The sequence below is a fragment of the Pseudomonas germanica genome, assembly GCF_019614655.1.
GTDB lineage: Bacteria > Pseudomonadota > Gammaproteobacteria > Pseudomonadales > Pseudomonadaceae > Aquipseudomonas > Aquipseudomonas neuropathica.
This window is the reverse complement of the sequence record NZ_CP071586.1, coordinates 4352349-4377210: the sequence shown is the minus strand read 5'-3', so window position 1 is coordinate 4377210 and position 24862 is coordinate 4352349. Positions and strand designations below refer to the sequence as shown.

Annotated in this window: 21 protein-coding genes and 1 pseudogene; all 22 read right to left on the bottom strand. The window is 59.3% G+C overall.

Translation table 11 applies throughout. The features are described 5' to 3' along the window. Window positions 1–349 precede the first annotated feature (349 nt). Window positions 350–442 (bottom strand): annotated as a pseudogene (locus J0G10_RS30040) (transcriptional regulator); the annotation flags it as partial. A 620-nt stretch (window positions 443–1062) separates the two neighbouring features. Then, window positions 1063–2526, bottom strand: coding sequence for an NADH-quinone oxidoreductase subunit NuoN (gene nuoN, locus J0G10_RS19255; protein WP_007920173.1), 1464 nt, complete (start codon window positions 2524–2526; stop codon window positions 1063–1065). A gap of 7 nt (window positions 2527–2533) precedes the next feature. Beyond that, on the bottom strand, window positions 2534–4066 hold the full coding sequence (gene nuoM, locus J0G10_RS19250; protein WP_150731179.1) for an NADH-quinone oxidoreductase subunit M: 1533 nt from the start codon (window positions 4064–4066) through the stop codon (window positions 2534–2536). Between the two features lie 39 nt (window positions 4067–4105). Beyond that, window positions 4106–5959, bottom strand: coding sequence for an NADH-quinone oxidoreductase subunit L (gene nuoL, locus J0G10_RS19245; RefSeq protein ID WP_007920175.1), 1854 nt, complete (start codon window positions 5957–5959; stop codon window positions 4106–4108). Then, window positions 5956–6264 carry an NADH-quinone oxidoreductase subunit NuoK gene (nuoK, locus tag J0G10_RS19240; RefSeq protein ID WP_003223790.1) on the bottom strand — a complete coding sequence of 103 codons (309 nt, stop codon included), beginning with the start codon at window positions 6262–6264 and terminating at the stop codon, window positions 5956–5958. Before nuoK ends, nuoL begins: the two co-directional genes overlap by 4 nt. Before the next feature lie 3 nt (window positions 6265–6267). After that, window positions 6268–6768 (bottom strand): NADH-quinone oxidoreductase subunit J, encoded by a 501-nt coding sequence (gene nuoJ / locus J0G10_RS19235; protein WP_007920176.1) that lies wholly within the window; start codon window positions 6766–6768, stop codon window positions 6268–6270. Window positions 6769–6777: 9 nt separating this feature from the next. After that, on the bottom strand, window positions 6778–7326 hold the full coding sequence (gene nuoI, locus J0G10_RS19230; RefSeq protein ID WP_007920177.1) for an NADH-quinone oxidoreductase subunit NuoI: 549 nt from the start codon (window positions 7324–7326) through the stop codon (window positions 6778–6780). Between the two features lie 11 nt (window positions 7327–7337). Next, window positions 7338–8345 (bottom strand): NADH-quinone oxidoreductase subunit NuoH, encoded by a 1008-nt coding sequence (nuoH, locus tag J0G10_RS19225; RefSeq protein ID WP_007920179.1) that lies wholly within the window; start codon window positions 8343–8345, stop codon window positions 7338–7340. Continuing rightward, window positions 8342–11056, bottom strand: coding sequence for an NADH-quinone oxidoreductase subunit NuoG (gene nuoG, locus J0G10_RS19220; RefSeq protein WP_095124495.1), 2715 nt, complete (start codon window positions 11054–11056; stop codon window positions 8342–8344). Before nuoG ends, nuoH begins: the two co-directional genes overlap by 4 nt. Window positions 11057–11192: 136 nt before the next feature. Further along, window positions 11193–12548, bottom strand: coding sequence for an NADH-quinone oxidoreductase subunit NuoF (nuoF, locus tag J0G10_RS19215; protein WP_007920184.1), 1356 nt, complete (start codon window positions 12546–12548; stop codon window positions 11193–11195). After that, window positions 12545–13042, bottom strand: coding sequence for an NADH-quinone oxidoreductase subunit NuoE (nuoE, locus tag J0G10_RS19210; RefSeq protein ID WP_007920186.1), 498 nt, complete (start codon window positions 13040–13042; stop codon window positions 12545–12547). Before nuoE ends, nuoF begins: the two co-directional genes overlap by 4 nt. A gap of 2 nt (window positions 13043–13044) precedes the next feature. Further along, window positions 13045–14829 (bottom strand): NADH-quinone oxidoreductase subunit C/D, encoded by a 1785-nt coding sequence (gene nuoC, locus J0G10_RS19205; protein ID WP_093434270.1) that lies wholly within the window; start codon window positions 14827–14829, stop codon window positions 13045–13047. A 73-nt stretch (window positions 14830–14902) separates the two neighbouring features. Next, window positions 14903–15577 (bottom strand): NuoB/complex I 20 kDa subunit family protein, encoded by a 675-nt coding sequence (locus J0G10_RS19200; RefSeq protein ID WP_220556481.1) that lies wholly within the window; start codon window positions 15575–15577, stop codon window positions 14903–14905. A gap of 10 nt (window positions 15578–15587) precedes the next feature. Continuing rightward, the gene (locus tag J0G10_RS19195) at window positions 15588–16001 is read right to left on the bottom strand and encodes an NADH-quinone oxidoreductase subunit A (RefSeq protein ID WP_003223812.1); all 414 of its coding nucleotides are present in this window, start codon (window positions 15999–16001) and stop codon (window positions 15588–15590) included. Window positions 16002–16639: 638 nt separating this feature from the next. Continuing rightward, entirely contained in the window at window positions 16640–17965 is a 1326-nt protein-coding gene (aceA, locus tag J0G10_RS19190) for an isocitrate lyase (protein ID WP_007920195.1), read from the bottom strand. Window positions 17966–18438: 473 nt separating this feature from the next. Next, window positions 18439–19200, bottom strand: coding sequence for a secretin N-terminal domain-containing protein (locus J0G10_RS19185; protein WP_095048076.1), 762 nt, complete (start codon window positions 19198–19200; stop codon window positions 18439–18441). Window positions 19201–19433: 233 nt separating this feature from the next. Then, window positions 19434–19859 carry a GNAT family N-acetyltransferase gene (locus tag J0G10_RS19180; protein ID WP_034155132.1) on the bottom strand — a complete coding sequence of 142 codons (426 nt, stop codon included), beginning with the start codon at window positions 19857–19859 and terminating at the stop codon, window positions 19434–19436. Next, window positions 19852–21021, bottom strand: coding sequence for a ribosomal protein uL16 3-hydroxylase (locus J0G10_RS19175; RefSeq protein ID WP_095124496.1), 1170 nt, complete (start codon window positions 21019–21021; stop codon window positions 19852–19854). Before J0G10_RS19175 ends, J0G10_RS19180 begins: the two co-directional genes overlap by 8 nt. 86 nt (window positions 21022–21107) lie before the next feature. Then, window positions 21108–22478 (bottom strand): adenylosuccinate lyase, encoded by a 1371-nt coding sequence (gene purB, locus J0G10_RS19170; protein ID WP_016987412.1) that lies wholly within the window; start codon window positions 22476–22478, stop codon window positions 21108–21110. A 127-nt stretch (window positions 22479–22605) separates the two neighbouring features. Continuing rightward, window positions 22606–23229 (bottom strand): high frequency lysogenization protein HflD, encoded by a 624-nt coding sequence (gene hflD, locus J0G10_RS19165; protein ID WP_095048074.1) that lies wholly within the window; start codon window positions 23227–23229, stop codon window positions 22606–22608. Beyond that, window positions 23226–24350, bottom strand: coding sequence for a tRNA 2-thiouridine(34) synthase MnmA (gene mnmA / locus J0G10_RS19160; protein ID WP_095048073.1), 1125 nt, complete (start codon window positions 24348–24350; stop codon window positions 23226–23228). The genes hflD and mnmA overlap by 4 nt, the downstream gene beginning before the upstream one ends. Before the next feature lie 59 nt (window positions 24351–24409). Further along, entirely contained in the window at window positions 24410–24856 is a 447-nt protein-coding gene (locus J0G10_RS19155) for an NUDIX hydrolase (protein WP_095048072.1), read from the bottom strand. Window positions 24857–24862 lie beyond the last annotated feature (6 nt).

The following is a 24862-nucleotide window of genomic DNA, read 5'->3' as shown; positions in this document are numbered from 1 at the left end:
GGAGTGTCAGCCAATCAAGATGTTGAAAGTGTCTACGCCTTCGCGAGCAGGCTCGCTCCCACAAGTGGTCTGAGGTGTACCTGAGTGTTGGGAACGACACACAATCTGTAGGAGTGAGCCTGCTCGCGAAAGCGGAGTGCCAGGCTCTGAAGAGGGTTGATGTGCCGACGCCTTCGTCGGAACGCCGCCCGGAGCAGGCTCGCTCCCACAGTAATCCGGATGATTCTGATAGATCACATGTGAGCGGATGTGGCTTTTATCTTTCGAAGGTATCCAGCAAGCCATGTGATACAGATGCATCAATTTCGGCGGGAAGTATGAGTTTGCCTTTCATGGCGCCGATCCGTGTTACCCGGGTCTTCTTCAAGGTGATTTTGCCTTGGCGTTCTTCGGCTAACGCATCAAGGCCATTCATCAATTCTGAATAAATATCCCGCTTCATGGTTCGTGGATCTCCACTTGATATGTGATCCCCGAATTTAACGAAAAATGTCTTCTACGGAATGTCAGCCATTGCTCAGGGGTTTGCAGGCAAATTCCTAAAAAGGGGAGGGCGTTGAGATCAAAAGACCTCAGTCTTCGGCATCTCCTAAAGGCTGTGATCTTTTGACGGTAACTCTACAAAACGAAACTGGCACTCGAAGGTGCCGTTTTGCGTAGCTAGTAGACTTTTGTGCTTCTACGTTACTTGCGATCCAGCGCTATTTCTTTACGGTTAATGACTTTCTCGTTCACGACGCGACGTACAACCGGAACAGAAGGTTTATGGGGAGGTGTCGGTCTGGTCGCGTCCTCAGGTTTTGATTGGCCATTTGTGTTGTTCATTTCTGATTTCCGCTGGAGTTTTATTTTCTCGTTCCTGAAGACGGACTCGATTTGGATCGATGTCTTTTACGTCGAACAAGATAAGCAAAAAGCCAAATTCTGGCTGTAGGAGGAACCCAACAGTAGGGCGCGAGATTTCGGGGATTTCAGTAGGAAGGGCATAGCATTGGTAAAAGATCCCACAAAAACAAAAACGGCACCCGAAGGTGCCGTTTTCATTTCTAGCCAGCCAGGCAATCAGCCCGCCAGACCCGCCTGCTGAACCAGAGTCAGCAATGGCTGCGGGTACACACCCAGGAAGAACGCGACCAGGGCGATGGCCAGCAGCATCACGCCGCCTGCCTTCTGTTCCCAGTGCAGCTGGGCGTCGTGGCGACGCAGGTTTGGTTCGATCAGGTACAGGGTGACCATCACGCGCAGGTAGTAGAAGACGCCGATGGCGCTGCCCAGTACCAAGGAGCCGACCAGCCACCATTGGTGCGATTCGACACCGGTAGCGATGATGTAGAACTTGCCGATGAAGCCCGCGGTCAGCGGGATACCCGCCAGCGACAGCATCATCACGGTCAGCACGGCGGTCAGGTACGGACGGCGCCAGAACAGGCCGCGGTATTCGTACAAGGCATCCGCGTCACGGCCGTTGTACGGCGAGGACATCAGGGTGATCACGCCGAAGGCGCCGAGGCTGGTGATCACATAAGTCACCAGGTACACGCCGATGGCTTCCACCGCCAGACCCTTGCTAGCCACCAGCGCGATCAGCAGGTAGCCGAAGTGCGCGATGGACGAGTAACCGAGCAGACGCTTGAGGTTGCTCTGGGTCAGGGCCAACAGGTTACCGAACAGGATCGAGGCGATGGCGATAACGGTCAGCACGTCGCTCAGGACGCCGCTGCTGGCAGCAGGGGAGATCTGGAACAGACGCACCATCACCGCAAACACCGCAACCTTCGACGCAGTCGCGAGGAACGCAGCCACCGGTGCCGGAGCACCTTCGTAAACGTCCGGCGTCCACAGGTGGAACGGTACCAGCGACAGCTTGAACGCCAGACCGATCAGCATCATGCCCAGGCCCAGTTGTGCCAGCGAGCTAGGCAGGCCAGTCGCAGCCAGAGCCTGACCGATGCCAACGAAGCTCAGCGAACCCGAGTCTGCGTACAGCAGCGCCATACCGAACAAAAGGAATGCAGAACCGGCGGCCGACAGCACCATGTATTTGATGCCGGCTTCCAGCGAACGCTTGTTGAAGAAGGCATAAGCCACCAGACCGTAGACCGGCACCGAGAGCAGTTCCAGACCGATGAACAAACCGGCCAGGTGCTGCGCGCTGACCAGAACCAGACCACCGGCGGCGGCCATCAGGATCAGCAGGTACAGTTCTTCACGGTTGCCCGGGTAACCCGAACCGCCATCACCCAAGTAGGCGTGGGCGAGGGTGACGCAGGCGAGGGTGGCGACCAGGATCAGCGCCATGTACAGGCAAGCGAAGGTGTCGATTTGCAGCAGTGGAGTCACGGCCAGAGGCGCGACTTTCAGGGCTGGCAGGATCGACAGCAAGGCCAGGTTCAGACCGGCGACCGAGATCAGGAAGGTCTGCGAGTGGTTGCGGCGCCAGGCGATTGCCAGCATCACCACGATAATGGTGAGGCTGGTGATCAACAGTGGCGCAAGCGCAATAAAGTGTTGAATCGTGAATTCCATAGCGCTCTTACCGGGCCGAAGCGAGTTGAGTGAAGGCGGTGCCGAGCCACTGCTGAACGCCATGCATCGTGGCGGCAGAAGTGTCGAGGAACGGTTGCGGGTACACGCCGATGTAGATCAGCAACACCGCAAGGCCCAGCACCATGATCAGTTCGCGAGCGTCCATACCGTGCAGGATCGAATCCGATTTCGACGGACCGAAGTAGGCACGGTGGATCATGATCAGCGAGTAGACCGAACCGAACACCAGACCGGAGGTGGCAATTGCAGTGATCCACGGCCAGCTGGCGAAGGAGCCGATCAGGATCAGGAACTCACCGACAAAGTTACCGGTACCCGGCAAGCCCAGGGATGCGGCTGCGAAGAACAGGCTGATCGCCGGCAGGTAAGCGATACGCGACCACAGACCGCCCATCTCACGCATGTCACGAGTGTGCAGACGCTCGTACAACTGACCGCTGAGGATAAACAGTGCCGCCGCCGACACACCGTGCGCGAGCATCTGGATCACTGCACCTTGCAGGGCCAGTTGGCTGCCGGAGTAGATGCCGATCAACACGAAGCCCATGTGGGAAACGGAAGAGAAGGCGATCAGACGCTTGATGTCGGTTTGTGCGAAAGCGAGGAACGCACCGTAGAAGATCCCGATCAGACCGAGGGTCATGGCAATCGGCGCAAACTCGGCCGAAGCATTCGGGAACAGCGGCAGGGCGAAACGCAGCAGACCGTAGGCAGCGGTTTTCAGCAAGATACCGGCGAGGTCGACGGAACCGGCAGTCGGCGCCTGGGCGTGGGCATCAGGCAACCACGAGTGGAACGGTACGACGGGCAGCTTGACCGCGAAGGCGATGAAGAAGCCGAGCATCAGGATGTACTCGGTGGTCATCGACATCTTGGTTTTCAACAGGTCGGCGTAGTTGAAAGTAATCACGCCGGTGTTGTTGAAGTTGACCAGCACCAGACCGAGGATCGCCACCAACATGATCAGGCCGGAAGCCTGAGTGAAGATGAAGAACTTGGTCGCTGCGTAGATCCGGGTTTTCTTGCCGTCCGAAGAACTGTGACCCCAGAGCGCGATGAGGAAGTACATCGGCACCAGCATCATTTCCCAGAAGAAGAAGAACATGAACAGGTCGAGGGCGAGGAACACGCCGACAACGCCGCCCAGGATCCACATCAGGTTCAGGTGGAAGAAGCCAACGTGACGTTGAATCTCTTTCCACGAGCACAGTACCGAGAGGATACCCAGCAGACCGGTCAGCAGGATCATCAACAGCGACAGGCCGTCGAGGGCCAGGTGCACGTTGATGCCGAAGCGCTGGATCCAGACATGCTTGAACTCAAGCGCCCAGGTCGGATCGGCGCCAGGCGCCGGTGCAAATGAATAGTCACCGTGGGCCCACAGCCAGAGGCCGAGGGCGAGTTCCAGGGTCATGGTCAACAGCGCAATCCAGCGCGGGAGGGTAGCGCCGAAGCGCTCACCCATCCAGCACAGCAGGCCGCCGATGAAGGGGATCAGGATTAGCCAAGGCAGAATCATGACGGGCTCGTTTCCTTTCGCAAATTCGCAAGGTTCATATCAGACCGCTACCAGCACGATGGCGCCAATCACCAGCACGGCACCAGCAGCCATCGAAGCAGCGTACCAACGCAGTTGACCGGTCTCGGTGCGGCTCAGGGCAGTGTGACCGCCCTTGGCCATACGCGGGATCAGACCGATGGTCTGGTCGAGCGGGTCTTTGCGCAGTACGTGGCTGATCGCCAGGTAAGGCTTGACGAACAGTTTGTCGTAGATCCAGTCGAAGCCCCAGGCAGCGAACCACCAGGCCGAAAGGAAACGGCCGATGCCGCTGTTGGCGATTGCCGTGACGAAGCGACGCTTGCCGAGGAACAGCAGCGCTGCCAGCAGGATACCGGCCAGGGCGATGGCGCCCGAAGCGATTTCCAGACTGTGCTTGGCTTCGCCACCGGCATGACCAACGCTTTCTGGCAGCACGCCGTGCAGCGGTGGCACGATCATGGCGCCGACGAAAGTCGACAGCACGATCAGCACCGACAGTGGCAGCCAGTGCGAGATGCCGTGACCGGCGTGGGCTTCAGTCTTGGCTTCACCGTGGAACGTGATGAAGATCAGGCGGAAGGTGTACAGCGAAGTCATGAACGCGCCGACCAGACCTGCGTAAAGCAGACCGTGGTTGCCGCTGGCGAACGCTTCCCAAAGGATTTCGTCCTTGGAGTAGAAGCCTGCGGTAACCAGTGGCAGAGCAGCCAGAGCAGCACCACCGACGATGAAACTGGCATAGGCCAGTGGCAGTTTCTTCCACAGACCGCCCATTTTGAAGATGTTCTGCTCGTGGTGGCAGGCAACGATCACCGCACCGGAAGCAAGGAACAGCAGGGCCTTGAAGAAGGCGTGGGTCATCAGGTGGAAAATCGCGCCATCCCATGCACCAACGCCCAGCGCCAGGAACATGTAGCCGATCTGGCTCATGGTCGAGTAGGCGAGGATACGTTTGATGTCGGTCTGTACCAGTGCGGCGAAACCGGCCAGAACCAGGGTCACGCCACCAACGATGCCGACCAGGTGGAGGATTTCCGGCGCCAGGGTGAACAGACCGTGGGTACGGGCGATCAGGTAGACACCGGCGGTCACCATGGTCGCGGCGTGGATCAGTGCCGAAACCGGAGTAGGACCGGCCATTGCGTCCGCGAGCCAGGTTTGCAGCGGCAGTTGTGCCGATTTACCTACAGCGCCACCCAGCAGCATCAGGGTCGCCAGGGTGATCCAGAAGTCACCGACCTGGAATTTCTGCGGTGCCAGCACCAGCAGTTCCTGGATGTTCAGCGTGCCCACTTGCTGGAACAGGATGAACAGGCCGATGGCCATGAACACGTCGCCGATCCGGGTCACGATGAAGGCCTTGAGTGCGGCGTTACCGTTGTTGCGGTTGCTGTAGTAGAAACCGATCAACAGGTACGAGCACAGGCCCACGCCTTCCCAGCCGAAGTACAGGAACAACAGGTTATCGCCGAGTACCAGGAACAGCATGCTGGCGATAAACAGGTTGGTGTACGAGAAGAAGCGCGAGTAGCCCGCTTCGCCGCGCATGTACCAGGATGCGAACAGGTGGATCAGGAAACCGACGCCAACGACCACGCCGAGCATGGTGATCGACAGGCCGTCGACGTAGAGGGCGAAGTCAGGCTTGAAGCCTTCGACCGCCATCCACTTCCACAGCACCAGGGTGTAGTGACCGCCTTCGGGAGGTGCGACGTTGAATTGCCAGATGACGTAGGCGGCGACGATCGCCGACAAGCCAATGGAACCCACGCCGATCAGTGCCGAGAGGTTTTCCGACCAGCGTCCACGGGAGAACGACAGCAGCAGGAAACCGATCAGAGGGAATACGAAAGTCAGAAAGATAAGATTCATCCGCGCATCTCACTGGCAGCGTCGATATCGAGCGTGTGGAAGCGGCGATACAGTTGCAGCAGGATCGCCAGACCAATACTGGCCTCGGCGGCTGCAAGGCTGATCACCAGGATGAACATGATCTGTCCATCCGGCTGGCCCCAACGGGCGCCAGCAACAATGAACGCCAGTGCAGAGGCGTTCATCATCACTTCCAGACTCATCAACACGAACAAAATGTTGCGGCGGACCATCAGGCCGACCAGACCAAGGCAGAACAGGATGCCGGCGACGGCTAAACCATGTTCGAGAGGGATAGCAGGCATGTCTTACTCCTTCGCCTCGTTACGGCCCAAATGGAACGCCGTGACGGCTGCGGCAAGCAGCAGCATCGAGGCGAGTTCGACCACCAGCAGGTACGGACCGAACAGGCTGATGCCCACGGCTTTCGCGTCTACGGTGGTGTGGCCGATGGCCTGGCCGCTCTGGTGAGCGAACAGCACATACAGCAGTTCGGCCAGCAGCAAGGCGGCGAGAATCACCGGACCGGCCCAGATGCCGGGCTTGAGCCAGACGCGTTCTTGCTGAACCGAGGCCGGGCCGAGGTTCAGCATCATCACCACGAACACGAACAGCACCATGATGGCGCCGGCGTAGGCGATCACTTCCAGCACGCCGGCGAACGGCGCGCCGAGTGCGAAGAAAGTCATGGCCACGGCGATCAACGAGATGATCAGGTAGAGCAGGGCGTGCACAGGGTTGGTGTTGGTGACTACGCGAAGCGTGGACACAACAGCGATACCCGATGCGAAATAGAAAGCGAATTCCATCGTTCTTCCTTAAGGCAGCAAGCTCTTCACGTTGATCGGTTCGGCTTCGTTCTGCGCGGAGCCTTTCGGCTTGCCAGCGATTGCCATACCTGCAACACGATAGAAGTTGTAATCAGGGTTTTTGCCGGGGCCGGAGATCAACAGATCTTCTTTCTCGTACACCAGGTCCTGACGTTTGAACTCGGCCATCTCGAAATCCGGAGTCAGCTGGATCGCGGTGGTCGGACAGGCTTCCTCGCAGAGACCGCAGAAAATGCAGCGCGAGAAGTTGATACGGAAGAAGTCCGGGTACCAGCGACCGTCTTCGGTTTCCGCTTTCTGCAGCGAGATGCAACCCACCGGGCAAGCCACGGCGCACAGGTTGCAGGCAACGCAACGCTCTTCGCCATCGGGGTCGCGGGTCAGGACGATGCGACCACGGTAGCGTGGTGGCAGGTAGACCGCTTCTTCCGGGTATTGCAGGGTGTCGCGCTTGCGGAAGCCATGGCCGAAGACCATGACCAGGCTGCGCAACTGGGTACCAGTACCCTTAACGATGTCGCCAATATATTTGAACATGGGTCAAATCCTCACTGAACCGCGACTGCAGGCGTGTTCCACAACACGACCGCAGCGGTCACCAGCAAATTGATCAGGGTCAGTGGCAGGCAGAATTTCCAGCTGAAATCCATCACCTGGTCATAACGCGGACGCGGAATGGAAGCGCGCAGCAGGATGAACAGCATGATGAAGAACGCGGTCTTCAGTGCGAACCAGACGAACGCCAGTTGCGGCAAGATGCCGAACGGACCGTGCCAGCCACCGAAGAACAGGGTGACCAGCAGCGCCGAGATCAGGATGATGCCGATGTATTCACCGACGAAGAACATGCCCCATTTCATACCGGCGTATTCAATGTGGTAACCGTCGGCCAGTTCCTGTTCCGCTTCCGGCTGGTCGAACGGGTGACGGTGAGTCACGGCGACGCCAGCGATGAAGAAAGTACAGAAGCCGAAGAACTGCGGAATGATGAACCACAGGTTCTGCGCCTGGTACTCGACGATGTCGCGCATGTTGAACGAGCCGACCTGCACCACGATGCCCATCAGGGCCAGGCCCATGAACACTTCGTAGGACACGGTCTGCGCCGACGCACGCAAGCTGCCGAGCAGGGCGAACTTGTTGTTACTCGACCAGCCGGCGAACAGCACCGCGTAGACCGACAGACCGGCCATGGCGAAGAAGAACAGCAGGCCGATGTTCAGATCCGCGACGCCCCAGGTCGGGGTGATCGGGATGATCGCAAAGGCGATCAGCAGGGCGGACATGGCCACCACCGGTGCCAGGGTGAAGATCACCTTGTCGGCAAACGGCGGGGTCCAGTCTTCCTTGAAGAACATCTTCAGCATGTCGGCGGCGATCTGGAACATACCGAACGGGCCAACACGGTTCGGACCGTAACGGTCCTGCCACCAGCCCAGCAGGCGACGTTCGACAAAGCTGAGCAACGCGCCTGCAACCACAACGGCCAGCAGAATCACGATGGCTTTGACGACCGAGAGGATCACATCGATCACTTCAGGGGTGAACCAGGTCATTGCGCTGCCTCCTGCAGACCGTCGACGGATACGCCGGCGAATGCCGGTGGAATGCCGGCGATGCCCGCAGGCAATGCCACCAGACCGGCGCCCAGTTCTTCATTGATGCGCAGCGGCAGACGCAGGGTCTGACCGGCCACGTTCAGGCTCAGCAGGGCACCGTCGTTGACGCCCAGACGATCCGCTTCCGACTTGGCCAGAGCCACGTATGGAGCCGGAATGCGCTCTTGAACCGGGGCGGCTTTCGAAGAGTTTTCTTCGCTGCCGAACAGGTGGAAGAACGGCACGGCTTGCCAGGTGCCCGGCGCCGGGTTGAACGCGCGTGGCGCTGCAGCGAACCAGTTCAGCGAATCACCGGTGCTTTCGATCAGGCGGGTGCCCGGGTCGCCAGCGCGAATGTGACCACCGACTTCGTCCTGGAACTTGTTCCACGCTTGTGGCGAGTTCCAGCCCGGCGACCATGCAAATGGCACTTGCTGACGCGGTTCGGCAGAGCCCGAGTAACCTTCCATGGAGAAGGCAAACGCGGTGTCTTTGTCTTGCGGGGTGCGCGGTTCATGAACGCTGATGTCGGCGCGCATCGCGGTGCGACCGGAGTAACGCAGCGGCTCACGCGCCAGTTTCAGACCCTTGATGCGGAACGCGGCGGACGGTGCTGCGTCGACGATACGCGCCAGTTGCTCGGTGCTCGAAGCAACGGCAGCAGTCACGTGGTCGAGTTGCGTCCAGTCGATCGGCTGGTTCAACAGGGTCGCGCGCAGGGCGTGCAGCCAGCGCCAGCCTTCGTGAACCAGGATGCTCGCGTCCATGTATTGCGGGTCGAAAACCTGGAAGAAGCGCTGGGCGCGACCTTCCTGGCTGACCAAAGTACCGTCGCCTTCAGCGAAGCTTGCTGCTGGCAGAACCAGGTGCGCGCGGTCGCTGGTAGCCGTCTTCTGATGGTCAGCAACGATCACCACTTGCGCAGCATTCAGTGCGGCATCGACTTTGTCTTTGGCGGTGCGGGTGTACAGATCGTTTTCCAGCACAACGATCGCGTCAGCCTTACCGTCGATGACGGCTTGCAGCGCCGCGTCGACCGATTCGCCACCGAGCATGGCCAGACCAAGGCTGTTGGCTTCCGGCACGATCAGGCTGATCGAACCGTTCTTCTCGCGCAGCTTCAGCGCCTTAGCGATGTTGGCGGCGGCTTCGATCAAGGCTTTGGAGCCCAGCGAAGTACCAGCGATGATCAGCGGACGTTTTGCCGCGAGCAGGGCGTCGGCGATGCGCTTGGCCAGTTCCAGTGCTTCAGCGTCCAGACCTTCAACGGCAGGGGCGCTGGCGTCCAGAGCGTGAGCCACGGCGAAACCGATGCGCGCCAGATCGTCTGGAGCGGCGTGTACGCATTCTTCAGCGATGTCGTCGAGCTTGGTTTCCGCCAGGCTGGCGATGAACAGCGGGTTCAGCGCGTGCTGACCGATGTTCTTCACCGCCGCGTCGAGCCAAGGCTGAACGCGCATGGCTTCGGCCATGTCTTCAGCTTTGCCTTTGACCGATTGACGCAGCGACAGCGCCATACGGGCGGCGGTCTGGGTCAGGTCTTCACCGAGGACGAAAATCGCATCGTGATCTTCGATGTCACGCATGTTCGGCACTGGCAGCGGGCTGTCTTTCAGCACTTGCAGGACCAGACGGATGCGTTCCAGCTCGGAGGCTTCGATACCCGAGTAGAAGTGCTCGGCGCCGACCAGTTCGCGCAACGCGTAGTTGCTTTCGAGGCTGGCGCGCGGCGAACCGATACCGACGATATTGCGCCCGCGCAGCAGATCAGCGGCTTTATCCAGCGCAGCGTCCAGACCGAGTTTGGTGCCGTCGGCCAGCAGCGGCTGACGTGGACGGTCGGTGCGGTTGACGTAGCCATAACCGAAACGGCCACGGTCGCACAGGAAGTACTGGTTCACCGAACCGTTGAAACGGTTTTCGATGCGACGCAGTTCGCCGTAACGCTCGCCCGGGGAGATGTTGCAACCGCTGGAGCAGCCATGGCAGATGCTCGGCGCGAACTGCATGTCCCACTTACGGTTGTAGCGCTCGGAGTGAGTCTTGTCGGTGAACACACCGGTCGGGCAGACCTCGGTGAGGTTGCCGGAGAACTCGCTTTCGAGGGTGCCGTCTTCAACGCGACCGAAGTACACGTTGTCGTGGGCGCCGAACACACCGAGGTCGGTGCCGCCGGCGTAATCCTTGTAGAAACGCACGCAGCGGTAGCAAGCGATGCAGCGGTTCATTTCGTGAGAAATGAACGGGCCCAGTTGCTGGTTCTGGTGGGTGCGTTTGGTGAAGCGATACCGGCGCTCGTTGTGGCCGGTCATCACGGTCATGTCTTGCAGGTGGCAGTGACCGCCTTCTTCGCACACAGGGCAGTCGTGCGGGTGGTTGGTCATCAGCCATTCAACAACACTGGCGCGGAACGCCTTGGATTCTTCATCGTCGATGGAGATCCAGGTGTTGTCGGTGGCCGGGGTCATGCAGGACATGACGATGCGACCACGGGTGTCGTTCTCGTCGGTGTACTGCTTGACCGCGCACTGGCGACAGGCCCCGACGCTACCAAGCGCGGGGTGCCAGCAGAAATAAGGGATGTCGAGGCCCAGCGACAGACATGCCTGTAACAGGTTGTCTGCCCCGTCGACTTCGAGCGCTTTGCCGTCTACGTGGATAGTGGCCATGGTTCAAAGGTCTTCGTTGGCCCGGTGTCAGCGGGCGTGGCTAATGGAATCTTGTTATCCGTCCGAATCCAGTCAGCCCCGAAAGGCGTCATCGGACGAAAGGCGAAGGGCACGGACCCTTCGCCTTTTTAAGCGTTTACGCGCCGATTACGATCGGCCTTGCCAGAGGCGGGACGGCGGCGCTGACTGGCGCGATACCGGCTTCGAACTCTGGACGGAAGTATTTGATGGCACTGCCCAACGGTTCCACGGCACCCGGTGCGTGAGCACAGAAGGTCTTGCCAGGGCCGAGGAAGTTGACCAGACCCAGCAGGGTCTCGATATCGCCTGGCTGACCGCGGCCTTGTTCGATGGCCATCAAGAGCTTGACGCTCCATGGCAAACCATCGCGGCACGGGGTGCAGAAACCGCACGACTCGCGAGCGAAGAACTGCTCCATGTTGCGCAGCAAGGAGACCATGTTGACGCTGTCGTCCACCGCCATGGCCAGGCCGGTACCCATACGGGTGCCCACTTTGGCGATGCCGCCGGCGTACATTTGTGCGTCGAGGTGTTCTGGCAGGAGGAAACCGGTACCGGCTCCGCCTGGCTGCCAGGCCTTGAGTTTGAAGCCGTCGCGCATGCCGCCGGCGTAGTCTTCGAACAACTCGCGACCGGTGACCCCGAATGGCAATTCCCACAGGCCAGGGTTTTTGACTTTGCCGGAGAAGCCCATGAGCTTGGTGCCCATGTCTTCGGAACCTTCTCGGGCCAACGATTTGTACCAGTCAACGCCGTCGGCAATGATCGCCGGCACGTTGCACAGGGTTTCCACGTTGTTCACGCAGGTCGGCTTGCCCCACACGCCGACGGCGGCAGGGAAGGGCGGCTTGGAGCGCGGGTTGGCGCGGCGGCCTTCGAGGGAGTTGATCAGTGCGGTTTCTTCACCGCAGATGTAACGCCCGGCGCCGGTGTGGACGAACAGCTCGAAATCAAAACCGCTGCCGAGAATGTTTTTACCCAGCAGGCCCGCTGCCTTGGCTTCTTCTACGGCACGGTTGAGGTGCTTGGCGGCGGTGGTGTATTCGCCACGCAGGAAGATGTAGCCACGGTAGGTTTTCAGCGCGCGAGCACTGATCAGCATGCCTTCGATCAGCAGATGGGGCAGTTGCTCCATCAGCATGCGGTCTTTCCAGGTGTTCGGCTCCATTTCATCCGCGTTGCACAGCAGGTAGCGGATGTTGATGGATTCGTCTTTGGGCATCAGGCCCCACTTCACGCCCGTGGGGAAGCCTGCACCGCCGCGACCTTTGAGGCCGGCGTCTTTCACGGTCTGGACGATGGCGTCCTGATCCATGTCGGCGAAGGCTTTGCGCGCAGCGGCGTAACCGTTCTTGGCCTGGTATTCGTCGAGCCACACGGCTTCGCCGTCATCGCGCAGGCGCCAGGTCAGCGGGTGAGTCTCAGCCGAACGCTGAATGCGGTTGGCAGGACCGAAAGATGTCAGGGTCATACGTAGCCCTCGAGCAGTTTGGCGACGCCAGCAGGCTGCACATCACCAAAGGTGTCGTCGTCGATCATCAGCGCCGGTGCCTTGTCGCAGTTGCCGAGGCAGCAGACAGGCAGCAGGGTGAAACGACCGTCGGTGGTGGTCTGACCCAAACCGATGCCCAGATTGTTCTGGATTTCGCTGACCACCGACTCGTGGCCACCGATGTAGCAGACCATGCTGTCGCAGACGCGAATGATGTGACGGCCAACCGGCTGACGGAAAATCTGGCTATAGAACGTCGCCACACCTTCAACGTCGCTGGCCGGGATGCCGAGGATCTCGCCGATCGCGTACAGGGCGCCATCCGGCACCCAGCCGCGTTCTTTCTGAACGATCTTCAGGGCTTCGATCGACGCCGCGCGCGGGTCTTCGTAGTGATGCAGCTCGTGCTCGATGGCCGAGCGCTCGGTTTCACTGAGGGTGAAACGGTCTGTCTGGATAAGCGTGCTGTTCATGCTTAGCGGTCCACGTCGGCCATAACGAAATCGATACTACCCAGGTACGCAATCATGTCCGCGACCATGCTGCCTTTGATCACCGAAGGGATCTGTTGCAGATGCGGGAAGCTTGGAGTGCGGATCCGGGTACGGTAGCTCATGGTGCCGCCGTCGCTCGTCAGGTAATAGCTGTTGATGCCCTTGGTCGCTTCGATCATCTGGAAGGATTCGTTGGCCGGCATCACCGGGCCCCACGAAACTTGCAGGAAGTGCGTGATCAGGGTTTCGATGTGCTGCAGCGTGCGCTCTTTCGGCGGCGGCGTGGTCAGCGGGTGATCCGCCTTGTACGGGCCTTCCGGCATGTTGCGCATGCACTGGTCGATGATCTTGATGCTCTGGCGCATCTCTTCGACGCGAACCATGCAGCGGTCGTAGGCATCGCCGTTGGCAGCCAGCGGTACTTCGAACTCGAAGTTCTCGTAGCCGGAGTACGGACGCGCTTTACGCAGGTCGAAGTCGCACCCGGTCGAACGCAGGCCAGCACCGGTGACGCCCCATTCCAGGGCTTCTTTGGTGTTGTACTGGGCTACGCCGATGGTACGGCCCTTGAGGATGCTGTTCTGCAGGGCAGCCTTGGTGTATTCGTCGAGGCGTTTTGGCAGCCATTCAACGAAGTCCTTCACCAGTTTTTCCCAGCCGCGTGGCAGGTCGTGCGCGACGCCACCGATGCGGTACCAGGCCGGGTGCAGACGGAAACCGGTAATGGCTTCGATCACCGTGTACGCCTTCTGGCGGTCGGTGAAGGTGAAGAACACCGGAGTCATGGCGCCGACGTCCTGGATGTAAGTCCCGAGGAACAGCAGGTGGCTGGTGATCCGGAAGAACTCGGCCATCATGATGCGGATGACGTCGACCTTCTCAGGCACCTTGATGCCGGCCAGCTTCTCGACCGAGAGCACGTACGGCAGGTTGTTCATCACGCCGCCGAGGTAGTCAATACGGTCGGTGTACGGGATGAAACTGTGCCACGACTGACGCTCGGCCATCTTCTCGGCGCCACGGTGGTGGTAGCCAATGTCCGGCACGCAGTCGACGATCTCTTCACCGTCCAGTTGCAGAATGATGCGGAACGCACCGTGCGCAGAAGGGTGGTTCGGGCCGAGGTTGAGGAACATGTAGTCCTCGTTCGGACCGGAACGCTTCATGCCCCAGTCTTCCGGACGGAAACGCGCGGCTTCTTCCTCAAGCTGTTGCTTGGCGAGGTTGAGGCTGTACGGATCGAATTCGGTGGCGCGCGCCGGGAAGTCCTTGCGCAGCGGGTGACCTTCCCAGGTCGGCGGCATCATGATGCGCGACAGGTGCGGGTGACCTTTGAAGTCGATACCGAACATGTCCCAGACTTCACGCTCGTACCAGTTGGCGTTCGGCCAGATGCTGGTGACGGTCGGCAAGCTGAGGTCGCTCTCGGACAAGGCGACCTTGATCATCACGTCACTATTACGCTCCAGCGACATGAGGTGATAGAACACGGTGAACTCGGCGTCGCTCGGCAGCCCTTGACGCTTGGTGCGCAGACGCTCGTCCACGCCGTGCAGGTCATAGAGCATGACGTACGGCTTGGGCAGGTTGCGCAGGAAAGTCAGGACTTCGACGAGTCTGGCACGCGCCACCCACAGCACCGGCATGCCGGTGCGGGTTGGCTGGGCGGTGAACGCCTCCGGGCCAAAACGGTTGTTCAATTCAACGACCACATCCTGGTCGTCTGCCTTATAAGGCGGGATGTACAGAGCGCTGCCTGTAGTCATGGTTATTTTTTCGCTTTCGGTCAACGTAAAGAATGAAGCCAGCTTCTCGTTTCTATTTCAGAACAGATCTGGATCAGACTTCGTCAGGGCTGCGCAGGTTGGTGACTGCGATTCGCTGTTCGCGGCGCTGTTCCTTCTGCGAAGGCATGTCGGCGCGATACACGCCTTGATCACCAACGACCCAGGAAAGCGGACGACGCTCCTGTCCAATCGATTCCTGCAGCAGCATCAAGCCTTGCAGAAATGCTTCCGGACGGGGCGGGCAGCCAGGTACGTAGACGTCCACGGGCAAGAACTTGTCCACCCCTTGAACCACAGAGTAGATGTCGTACATGCCACCGGAGTTAGCGCACGAACCCATGGAGATAACCCACTTCGGCTCGAGCATTTGCTCGTAGAGACGCTGGATGATCGGCGCCATCTTGATGAAGCAGGTGCCGGCGATAACCATGAAGTCGGCCTGACGCGGCGATGCCCGGATAACTTCGGCGCCAAAGCGCGCGATGTCGTGGGGCGCCGTGAAGGCGGTGGTCATTTCCACGTAGCAGCACGACAGGCCGAAGTTGTACGGCCACAGGGAGTTTTTACGTCCCCAGTTGACCGCGCCACTCAGCACGTCTTCCAGCTTGCCCATGAAAATGTTTTTGTGGACTTGATCTTCTAACGGATCGGAAACGGTTTCCCGTTCGCCAATCGGATATTGCTCGTTAGGAGCATTGGGGTCGATCCTGGTGAGATTGTATTGCATTGCCAAAGCCTCATTGTTTCAGCTTCGCCTGCCGCTTGCGACGAGCTTCCGGAGCCCAGTCAAGGGCGCCCACTCGGAACAGGTAGACAAGACCTGCCAACAGAATTGCTATGAAAACGAGAGCTTCGACGAATCCGGTCCAGCCGCTTTCGCGGACGGACACAGACCATGCAAAGAGAAAGAGGGCTTCGATATCGAAGATCACGAAGAGCATCGCGACCAGATAGAATTTGGCTGAGAGCCGCAAGCGGGCGCCACCGGTAGGTAGCATGCCCGACTCGAACGGTTCGTTTTTGCTGCGACCCCAGGCTTTTGACCCGAGGAGGCTGGAGACGCCAAGCATGAAGGCACACAGGCCGACGACACCCAGAAGGAAAATGGCAAAGCCCCAATTGTGGGCCATGAGTCCTGTCGCTTCGGGCATGCTGGTAATCCTTAACAGAGAGCAAAGGTCTCTGAGCTTGATAAAGAAATAGGCAGTGACGATATGTCGCAGCAATCAATCGCGCTGATTTTATGGCTAAACACCCTGCAAGTAAAATTCCTATAGCGAAATTATTTATTGGAATAAGGACATAGCGCATCTCCAATGCCCTGCAGCCCATGCGTTGCGGGCATTAGGCGGGTTTATGCAAATAATGTTTTGTAGGGAATGTAACGAACATAGTTGTGGCTAAATGATAATTAATATCGTTTGAGGGTGTTTTGTAACTGTTTAACGGGATGTCAGTCGGGAAGTTGTCTTACTTGCACGTTACTGCAATTAGCGACGGCGCCCGTTTTAGCGGATTTTTCTGACGGTTGTACCGCTCTGGATCAATGTTTTCTCCGAACGACACCGATCCCTGTAGGAGTGAGCCTGCTCGCGATGGCGGTGGGTCAGTCACCGTATGCGCAAGCTGACACACCGCTATCGCGAGCAGGCTCACTCCTACAGGGATTTGTGGTGTTCATTAAATCGGGGCAAAAAAAACGCCCCGAACCAGTCGGGGCGTCAGTTTTGCGGCTCTGCGGTTAGCTTTCTATACGATCCGCAAAGGCCGTTTGCTCAGCGAAGCAGAATCAGTGGAACTGTTCTTCTTCAGTCGAACCGGTCAGTGCGGTTACCGAGGACGAGCCACCTTGAATCACAGTGGTCATGTCGTCGAAGTAGCCGGTGCCCACTTCCTGCTGGTGAGCCACGAAGGTGTAACCCTTGGCGGCGTCAGCGAATTCCTGCTCCTGCAGCTTCACGTAGGCAGTCATGTCGTTGCGGGCGTAGTCGTGCGCCAGGTTGAACATGCTGTGCCACATGTTGTGAATGCCGGCCAGGGTGATGAACTGGTGCTTGTAACCCATGGCGGACAGTTCGCGCTGGAATTTGGCGATGGTCGCGTCGTCCAGGTTTTTCTTCCAGTTGAAGGACGGCGAGCAGTTGTACGACAGCAGTTGGTCCGGGTATTCCTTTTTGATCGCTTCAGCGAAACGACGAGCCTCGTCCAGATCCGGCTTGGCAGTTTCGCACCAGATCAGGTCGGCGTACGGCGCATAAGCCAGGCCACGGGCGATGGCTTGATCGAGGCCGGCGCGAACCTTGTAGAAGCCTTCCTGAGTGCGCTCGCCAGTTACGAACGGCTGGTCGTACGGGTCGCAGTCGGAAGTCAGCAGGTCAGCAGCGTTAGCGTCGGTACGGGCCAGGATGATGGTCGGAGTACCGGCAACGTCGGCAGCCAGACGTGCAGCGGTCAGCTTCTGTACGGCTTCCTGAGTCGGAACCAGTACTTTGCCGCCCATGTGACCGCACTTCTTCACGGAAGCCAGTTGGTCTTCGAAGTGAACGCCAGCGGCGCCTGCTTCGATCATGCTCTTCATCAGCTCATAGGCGTTCAGTACGCCGCCGAAACCGGCTTCAGCGTCAGCCACGATCGGCGCGAAGTAGTCGATGTAGCCGTCGTCGCCCGGGTTCTTGCCGGCTTTCCACTGGATCTGGTCAGCACGACGGAACGAGTTGTTGATGCGCTTGACCACGGTTGGAACCGAATCCACCGGGTACAGCGACTGGTCCGGGTACATGGATTCTGCGGAGTTGTTGTCCGCAGCCACTTGCCAGCCCGACAGGTAGATCGCCTGGATACCGGCTTTGACCTGTTGAACAGCCTGGCCGCCAGTCAAAGCGCCCATGCAGTTGACGAAATCTTTCTCAGGACGGAAGGAAGGCTTGGCACCCTGGGTGACCAGGTTCCACAGCTTGTCGGCGCCCATTTTTGCAAAGGTGTGCTCAGGTTGAACCGAGCCACGCAGACGGACGACGTCAGCAGCGGAGTAAGTGCGAGTCACGCCTTTCCAGCGCGGGTTTTCAGCCCAGTCTTTTTCGAGGGCTGCAATTTGCTGTTCGCGTGTCAGTGCCATGGAGATAAACCTCGTCGCGTCTTTATGAAAAGTTGTTCTGCGGTGGAAAATTCCTGCGCTCGCTGACCAGAAGCTTAGGTGGTCAAGTCGGATTCGGCGGGGTAGGCGACGGGATGAACGATAGGCTCGAGGGGAAGTGAGCAGGTAGTGGCGGACTGCGGGCGCATTCGGGCGTCGTGGGCCTTTATACGGTCTACAGTGTGAAGCCGGGTTACCTAATTACGCTTCCGTCCCTCGGGACAACTTCGTTCCAGTCGGCAACCTCGTCAAACACACCTTGTGGGCGGTACAGACACGAAGCGGTTCGCGGGGTAGGTGCGAACATCGCTTCGAAGGCCCTTGCCAGGGCCTCTGATTAGCGGGAGCGAGGCCATCATGCCTTCGCTTTTTTACCCCGTCAAACGTTTTGTAGTGCTTTTTTTCAAGCACTACATCTTTCGTCTAATACGACTAATCAGTCAGTTTTCGGTGCTTTAGTCCAGGGCGTCGACTTTCACCCGCAAGGTCATGTCATCCCGGCCTTGAGTCGAGTAGCTGCGGGTCAGGCCCTGTTTGTCGGCCTGGGTCTGGCGATTGACGCCGGCGAGGGTGATCCACTCGCCGAGGCGCCCGCTGACAGTTGTGTCGGTGCTTTGCACGTTCACTACATCGGGACGTTCCTGGCTCATGCGGTCACGGTTGGTACTGATCGCCAAGTGAACGATGTCGCCGGTGACGCTGGCGGTGACATAGAAACCCTGGGTGACGTTGCGGTATTGCGTCTGGCTGTTGTAACCGCCGTAGGAATCGCTCTGAACATTGGTGATCGGAACGCTCTGGCCAACCTGAATCAGCGCCGGCATGCCATCGGTGGCCTGAACTTGCTGGACGCCGCCCTCACGGCTGGCGGTGCTGCGGCTGATGATGCGGGTCTGGTTTGGTTGAGAGCCGTTGACTGAATAGCCTTCGTCCCCACGGCCATTGTTTTCGTTGGTGTCGACGGTGATCAGTAGACGCTTGGGCGCAGTGTCGAGTTGGGTGATCAGCGCCTTGAGTTCCTGAATCTTGTCCGGCTCGGCCTTGATGATCAGTTGGTTGCCATAGGCGCTGACCTGACCGTCCTTGCCGAGGAAGTCTTGCGCCATCGGCAGCATGTCAGTGCTGGTGCGGTAATTGAGAGGCACGATTTCTGTGGCTGCCATCACCGAAAAACTGCAACCGAGCAGCAGGGTGGTGAGCAGGGTGCGTAGGGACATGTCCGTTATCTCCGCTTTCGAAAGGCTTGATATTGCCAGTTTGTCGGCCTTGGGTGGGGCAAGTTGAATCGTAGACAGCAAAACGCCCCGGCATCGGTTGATGTCGGGGCGTAATCGTTCCCACGCTCTGCGTGGGAATGCAGCCAGTGACGCTCTGCGTCACATGCCGCAAGGGACGCGGAGCGTCCCGAGAGGCATTCCCACGCAGAGCGTGGGAATGATCAGGGCAGAGCTCAGGCCGAATGCCGAACCATGTCGACATGCGGAATCCCGGCTTCGAGGAATTCCTCGCTGACCAAGCTGAAGCCTAAGCGCTCATAGAACGCGGTGGCCTGAACCTGCGCGCTGAGCATTTGCTGCTTCAATCCACGTTCTTCAGCTTCAGCAATCACCGCTTGCATCAGCGCATCACCGACTTTCATGCCGCGCCAGTCTTTCAGCACTGAAACCCGGCCAATGTGCCCATCAGGCAACAGGCGCGCAGTACCAATCGGAAAGTCGCCTTCAAACGCCAGAAAATGCACGGCGGTCGCGTCATCCGCGTCCCATTCCAGCTCAGGTGGCACCGATTGTTCGGCGATGAACACCGTTTCACGAATGCGCCGGATCTCGGCGATGTCCTTCTGCCAGTCTGCGACACGAACGCGAATTTTATTCATCAGCGAACCCCAGGCTCCCTTGCTTGACCAACTGGCACAGCAGGCCGCAAGCGTCTTCGTCGTTCAGCCACTCACCGAGGTTGTCAGTGTGCAGGGCGTCAGCGGCGCAGATCAGCTTCAACAGTTCGCGTAGCTTGCCCGGCAGGTAACGGCTCTGGCCGCTGGCGAACAGCAGCAGGTCGTCATCGACTTCCGACCAGGCCAGGCGCGCACTCGGGTTGCGGATCAGAATGGCGCCATCCTGTAGGGCGGCGAGGAAGTCTTCTTCTTCGATTTCTTCCGGGCCGGCCACCAGTTCCGGATAGCGTGGCTCGGTCATGTACTGGCCGAACCAGGTCAGCAGCAGGCGTTCGTCGCTCATGTGCTCGGCGAGCAGGGCTTTCAGGCGATCCAGTGCATCGTGTTGAATCTGGTGTGGATCGCTGGCCGGCTGCGCATCGGCATCGGTGTAGCGCTCTTCGTCAGTCAGGAACTGGCTGAGGAAGTCGGTGAAGTGAGTCAGCACTTCGGAAGCGCTTGGTGCGCGGAAACCGACCGAGTAGGTCATGCAGTTATCGACCGCGACGCCACAGTGAGCCAGGCGCGGTGGCAGGTAGAGCATGTCGCCCGGTTCCAGTACCCATTCTTCGGTCTCGTGGAATTCAGCGAGGATGCGCAGGTCCGCGTGTTGCAGCAGCGGGCTCTCGGAATCGCACATCTGGCCGATTTTCCAGTTGCGCTTGCCGTGGCCTTGCAGCAGGAATACGTCGTAGTTGTCGAAGTGCGGACCAACGCTGCCACCCGGGGCGGCGAAGCTGATCATCACGTCATCGACCCGCCAGCTCGGCAGGAAACGGAAGTTTTCCAGCAGTTCGCTGACTTCCGGGACGAATTGGTCGACCGCTTGAACCAGCAGGGTCCACTCTTTTTCCGGCAGCTTGCTGAATTCGTCTTCAGCGAACGGGCCGCGACGCAGTTCCCATGGGCGCTCGCCATGCTCGATCACCAGGCGCGATTCGACTTCTTCTTCCAGGGCCAGGCCGGCCAGTTCGTCGGCGTCGATCGGGCTTTCGAAGTCAGGAATCGCCTGACGGATCAACAGTGGCTTTTTCTGCCAGTAGTCGCGCAGGAATTCGCGTGCTGTGAGGCCGCCCAGAAGTTGAAGAGGAATATCGGAATTCATATGTAACCTATTGAAAAAAAGCACTTTTCAGACGGGAATAAAAACGCCCGGCGCGGCCGGGCGTCTCAAACGGATCAAGCGGTCGATCAGATGCGTTTGGCTTGCGCTACAGCGTTGCCGATGTAGTTGGCCGGAGTCAGTTGCTTGAGCTCGGCTTTCGCTTGCGCTGGCATGTCCAGGCCGTCGATGAAAGTCTGCAACGCTTCAGGGCTGATGCCCTTGCCGCGGGTCAGTTCTTTCAGCTTCTCGTACGGGTTTTCGATGTTGTAGCGGCGCATCACGGTCTGGATCGGCTCAGCCAATACTTCCCAGCAAGCGTCGAGGTCAGCGGCAATCTTCTGCTCGTTGAGCTCCAGTTTGCTGATGCCTTTGAGGCTGGCTTCGTAGGCGATCACGCTGTGGGCGAAGCCGACACCGAGATTACGCAGTACGGTGGAGTCGGTCAGGTCGCGCTGCCAGCGGGAAATCGGCAGTTTGCTCGCCAGGTGCTGGAACAGTGCGTTGGCGATGCCCAGGTTGCCTTCGGAGTTTTCGAAGTCGATCGGGTTGACCTTGTGCGGCATGGTCGACGAACCGATTTCGCCAGCGATGGTGCGCTGCTTGAAATAACCCAGGGAGATGTAGCCCCAGATGTCACGGTCAAAGTCGATCAGGATGGTATTGAAGCGCGCAATTGCGTCGAACAGCTCGGCGATGTAGTCGTGCGGTTCGATCTGCGTGGTGTACGGGTTGAAACCCAGGCCCAGCTCGTCTTCGATGAAGGCGCGGGCGTTGGCTTCCCAGTCGATCTGCGGGTAGGCCGACAGGTGGGCGTTGTAGTTACCGACAGCGCCGTTGATCTTGCCCAGCAGCGGCACGGCAGCGACTTGAGCGATCTGACGCTCGAGACGGTAAACCACGTTCGCCAGCTCTTTACCCAGAGTGGTTGGCGAGGCTGGTTGACCGTGGGTGCGCGACAGCATCGGCACGTCAGCGAAACGGATGGCCAGTTCGCGGATGGCGTTGGCGGTCTGGCGCATCAGCGGCAGCATCACGTCGTCACGGCCTTCGCGCAGCATCAGGGCGTGGGACAGGTTGTTGATGTCTTCGCTGGTGCAGGCAAAGTGGATGAACTCGCTGACCTTGGCCAGCTCCGGCAGCTTGGCCGCCTGCTCTTTGAGCAGGTATTCGATCGCTTTGACGTCGTGGTTGGTGGTGCGCTCGATCTCTTTGACGCGCTCGGCGTGCTCCAGCGAGAAGTTTTCAGCCAGTTCATTGAGAACGGCGTTGGCCTCGGCGGAGAAGGCTGGTACTTCAGGAATGCCAGCGTGGGCGGCCAGGCGCTGGAGCCAGCGTACTTCAACCAGAACTCGGGCACGGATCAGGCCGTACTCGCTGAAAATCGGGCGCAGGGCCTGGGTTTTGCCGGCGTAGCGGCCGTCAACAGGGGAAACCGCAGTGAGCGAAGAAAGCTGCATGGGGTGTTCTCGGACAGTCGGGCAACGAAATGGGGCGCGTATCATACATGAAAAAATCCGCCGGTCCGTTGCCAACTGACCGGCGTATTACGCGTTACAGACTACAAAGCTTTTATTGCAGGGCGATTTACTCGCTGCGCATCAACGGATACAGCTCTTTGAGCAGCTTGCGCCGGCTGATCACCAACTGCCAGCGATGGCCGCCGAGCTGCCGCCACAGGCGCGCCGAACGAATGCCGGCAAGCAACAGAGCGCGAATTTTCGAAGCATTGCTCGGCTGCTGCAGATTGCGCATGTCGCCATGCACCTGAATGCGTTGGCGCAAGGTGCTCAGGGTGTCCTGGTACAGCGCGCCGCAAGCCGCGACCACGTTTTCGTGGGCCGGGCCGAAATGCTCGACCTGCGACTGGATCTGCGGCAAGCGCTTGCCGATGATGTCGAGCATGTCGTTGCGCTTGGCCAGTTGACGTTCCAGGCCGAGCATCGACAGGGCATAACGCAGTGGCTCGCGCTGCAATGTGCTTGGGTCGCGCTCGAGGGCGCCGATCAGTGCACGGTAACCTTCGCGCAAATTGATGTCGTCGCCGCCGTACACGTCCAGCGTGTCCTTCGGGTCGCGCACGAGCAGGCTGCCGAGCATGCAGCTCAGGCCGGCTTCGTTGGTCTGGCCGGTCTTGGCGATCCGGTCGACCAGCACGGCGGCGAGAAACACGCCGCCGAGCGCCGTCAGTTGCTCCTGAGTCGGGCTCATGCCTGGCCGCTCCACGGCTCGGCCACTTCGATCACGCCGCCGCCGAGGCAGATTTCACCGTCGTAGAACACCACCGATTGACCCGGCGTCACCGCGCGTTGCGGCTCGTCGAACACGGCGCGGTAGCCACTGGCGGTTTTTTCCAGGGTGCAGGTCTGGTCGCTCTGGCGATAACGCACTTTCGCGGTCAGGCGCAGCGGCTGGCTCAGGTCGATCGGGTTGACCCAATAGATTTCCGAAGCGAGCAGGGCGCTGGAAAACAGCCACGGATGGTTGTTGCCCTGGCCGACGATCAGTTCGTTGGTGTCGAGATCCTTGCGCAGCACGTACCACGGCTCATCGCCGGCGTCTTTCAAACCACCAATGCCAAGGCCTTGGCGCTGACCGATGGTGTGGTACATCAAGCCGTGATGACGGCCGATGACTTCGCCTTCGGTGGTCTTAATCTCGCCCGGTTGCGCTGGCAGGTATTGCTTGAGGAAATCGCTGAAGCGACGCTCGCCGATGAAGCAGATCCCGGTGGAATCCTTCTTCTTGGCGGTGGCCAGCTCGTATTTCTCGGCAATGGCGCGCACTTCCGGCTTTTCCAGTTCGCCGACCGGGAACAGGGTCTTGGCAATCTGTTCGCCGCCAACGGCGTGCAGGAAATAGCTCTGATCCTTGTTCGGATCGAGGCCTTTGAGCAGTTCGGTACGACCATCAATGTCGCGGCGGCGCACGTAGTGGCCGGTGGCAATCAGGTCGGCGCCGAGCATCATGGCGTAGTCGAGGAACGCCTTGAACTTGATCTCGCGGTTACACAGGATGTCCGGGTTCGGCGTACGGCCGGCCTTGTATTCGGCCAGGAAGTGCTCGAACACGTTGTCCCAGTATTCAGCAGCGAAGTTGGCGGTGTGCAGCTTGATGCCGATCTTGTCGCAGACAGCCTGAGCATCCGCCAGGTCGTCCATGGCGGTGCAGTATTCCGTTCCGTCGTCTTCTTCCCAGTTCTTCATGAACAGGCCTTCCACCTCGTAACCCTGCTCGATCAGCAGGAGAGCGGAAACGGAAGAGTCCACGCCGCCGGACATGCCGACAATGACGCGCTTCTTGGATGTGTCAGAAGGGGCTGGATCACGCATAGGGATTCAATGAGTGTCTTGAAAAAGGACGCGATTCTAGCAGGCTCGCGGCCTCAAGGCTAAAGAGAAGGGCGGATCAGTTCGAGGCTGAAGTGATGGCCGGCCAGATAATCGTCGATGCAACGGATGATCAGCTCGCTGCGCCAGTTATCGCGCTGGGCGATTAATTCGTCGCGGGTCAGCCACTTGGCGCCGACGATGCCGTCGTCGAGTTGGTAATCGGGGTGGTGTTGCACGGCTTTGGCGCTGAAGCACACGCGCTGGTAGGTCACACCATTGCTCGGTGCGGTGTACAGGTAAATGCCGATCACGCCGGTAGGTTCGACGTCCCAGCCGGTTTCTTCGAGGGTTTCGCGCACGGCGGCGTCGATCAGGGTTTCGTCCGGGTCGAGATGGCCGGCGGGCTGGTTGAGCACGTTACGCCCGGCCTTGTGTTCCTCGACCATCAGGAAGCGGCCGTTGTCCTCGACGATGGTGGCGACGGTGATGTGGGGGAGCCATTCCATACGGTG

What these genes read in the sequence shown, in the direction of transcription:
- nuoN (WP_007920173.1), bottom strand. Translation starts at nt 2,526, where the DNA reads ATGGAATTCACGATTCAACACTTTATTGCGCTTGCGCCACTGTTGATC.
- nuoM (WP_150731179.1), bottom strand. Translation starts at nt 4,066, where the DNA reads ATGATTCTGCCTTGGCTAATCCTGATCCCCTTCATCGGCGGCCTGCTG.
- nuoL (WP_007920175.1), bottom strand. Translation starts at nt 5,959, where the DNA reads ATGAATCTTATCTTTCTGACTTTCGTATTCCCTCTGATCGGTTTCCTG.
- nuoK (WP_003223790.1), bottom strand. Translation starts at nt 6,264, where the DNA reads ATGCCTGCTATCCCTCTCGAACATGGTTTAGCCGTCGCCGGCATCCTG.
- nuoJ (WP_007920176.1), bottom strand. Translation starts at nt 6,768, where the DNA reads ATGGAATTCGCTTTCTATTTCGCATCGGGTATCGCTGTTGTGTCCACG.
- nuoI (WP_007920177.1), bottom strand. Translation starts at nt 7,326, where the DNA reads ATGTTCAAATATATTGGCGACATCGTTAAGGGTACTGGTACCCAGTTG.
- nuoH (WP_007920179.1), bottom strand. Translation starts at nt 8,345, where the DNA reads ATGACCTGGTTCACCCCTGAAGTGATCGATGTGATCCTCTCGGTCGTC.
- nuoG (WP_095124495.1), bottom strand. Translation starts at nt 11,056, where the DNA reads ATGGCCACTATCCACGTAGACGGCAAAGCGCTCGAAGTCGACGGGGCA.
- nuoF (WP_007920184.1), bottom strand. Translation starts at nt 12,548, where the DNA reads ATGACCCTGACATCTTTCGGTCCTGCCAACCGCATTCAGCGTTCGGCT.
- nuoE (WP_007920186.1), bottom strand. Translation starts at nt 13,042, where the DNA reads ATGAACAGCACGCTTATCCAGACAGACCGTTTCACCCTCAGTGAAACC.
- nuoC (WP_093434270.1), bottom strand. Translation starts at nt 14,829, where the DNA reads ATGACTACAGGCAGCGCTCTGTACATCCCGCCTTATAAGGCAGACGAC.
- J0G10_RS19200 (WP_220556481.1), bottom strand. Translation starts at nt 15,577, where the DNA reads ATGCAATACAATCTCACCAGGATCGACCCCAATGCTCCTAACGAGCAA.
- J0G10_RS19195 (WP_003223812.1), bottom strand. Translation starts at nt 16,001, where the DNA reads ATGCCCGAAGCGACAGGACTCATGGCCCACAATTGGGGCTTTGCCATT.
- aceA (WP_007920195.1), bottom strand. Translation starts at nt 17,965, where the DNA reads ATGGCACTGACACGCGAACAGCAAATTGCAGCCCTCGAAAAAGACTGG.
- J0G10_RS19185 (WP_095048076.1), bottom strand. Translation starts at nt 19,200, where the DNA reads ATGTCCCTACGCACCCTGCTCACCACCCTGCTGCTCGGTTGCAGTTTT.
- J0G10_RS19180 (WP_034155132.1), bottom strand. Translation starts at nt 19,859, where the DNA reads ATGAATAAAATTCGCGTTCGTGTCGCAGACTGGCAGAAGGACATCGCC.
- J0G10_RS19175 (WP_095124496.1), bottom strand. Translation starts at nt 21,021, where the DNA reads ATGAATTCCGATATTCCTCTTCAACTTCTGGGCGGCCTCACAGCACGC.
- purB (WP_016987412.1), bottom strand. Translation starts at nt 22,478, where the DNA reads ATGCAGCTTTCTTCGCTCACTGCGGTTTCCCCTGTTGACGGCCGCTAC.
- hflD (WP_095048074.1), bottom strand. Translation starts at nt 23,229, where the DNA reads ATGAGCCCGACTCAGGAGCAACTGACGGCGCTCGGCGGCGTGTTTCTC.
- mnmA (WP_095048073.1), bottom strand. Translation starts at nt 24,350, where the DNA reads ATGCGTGATCCAGCCCCTTCTGACACATCCAAGAAGCGCGTCATTGTC.
- J0G10_RS19155 (WP_095048072.1), bottom strand. Translation starts at nt 24,856, where the DNA reads ATGGAATGGCTCCCCCACATCACCGTCGCCACCATCGTCGAGGACAAC.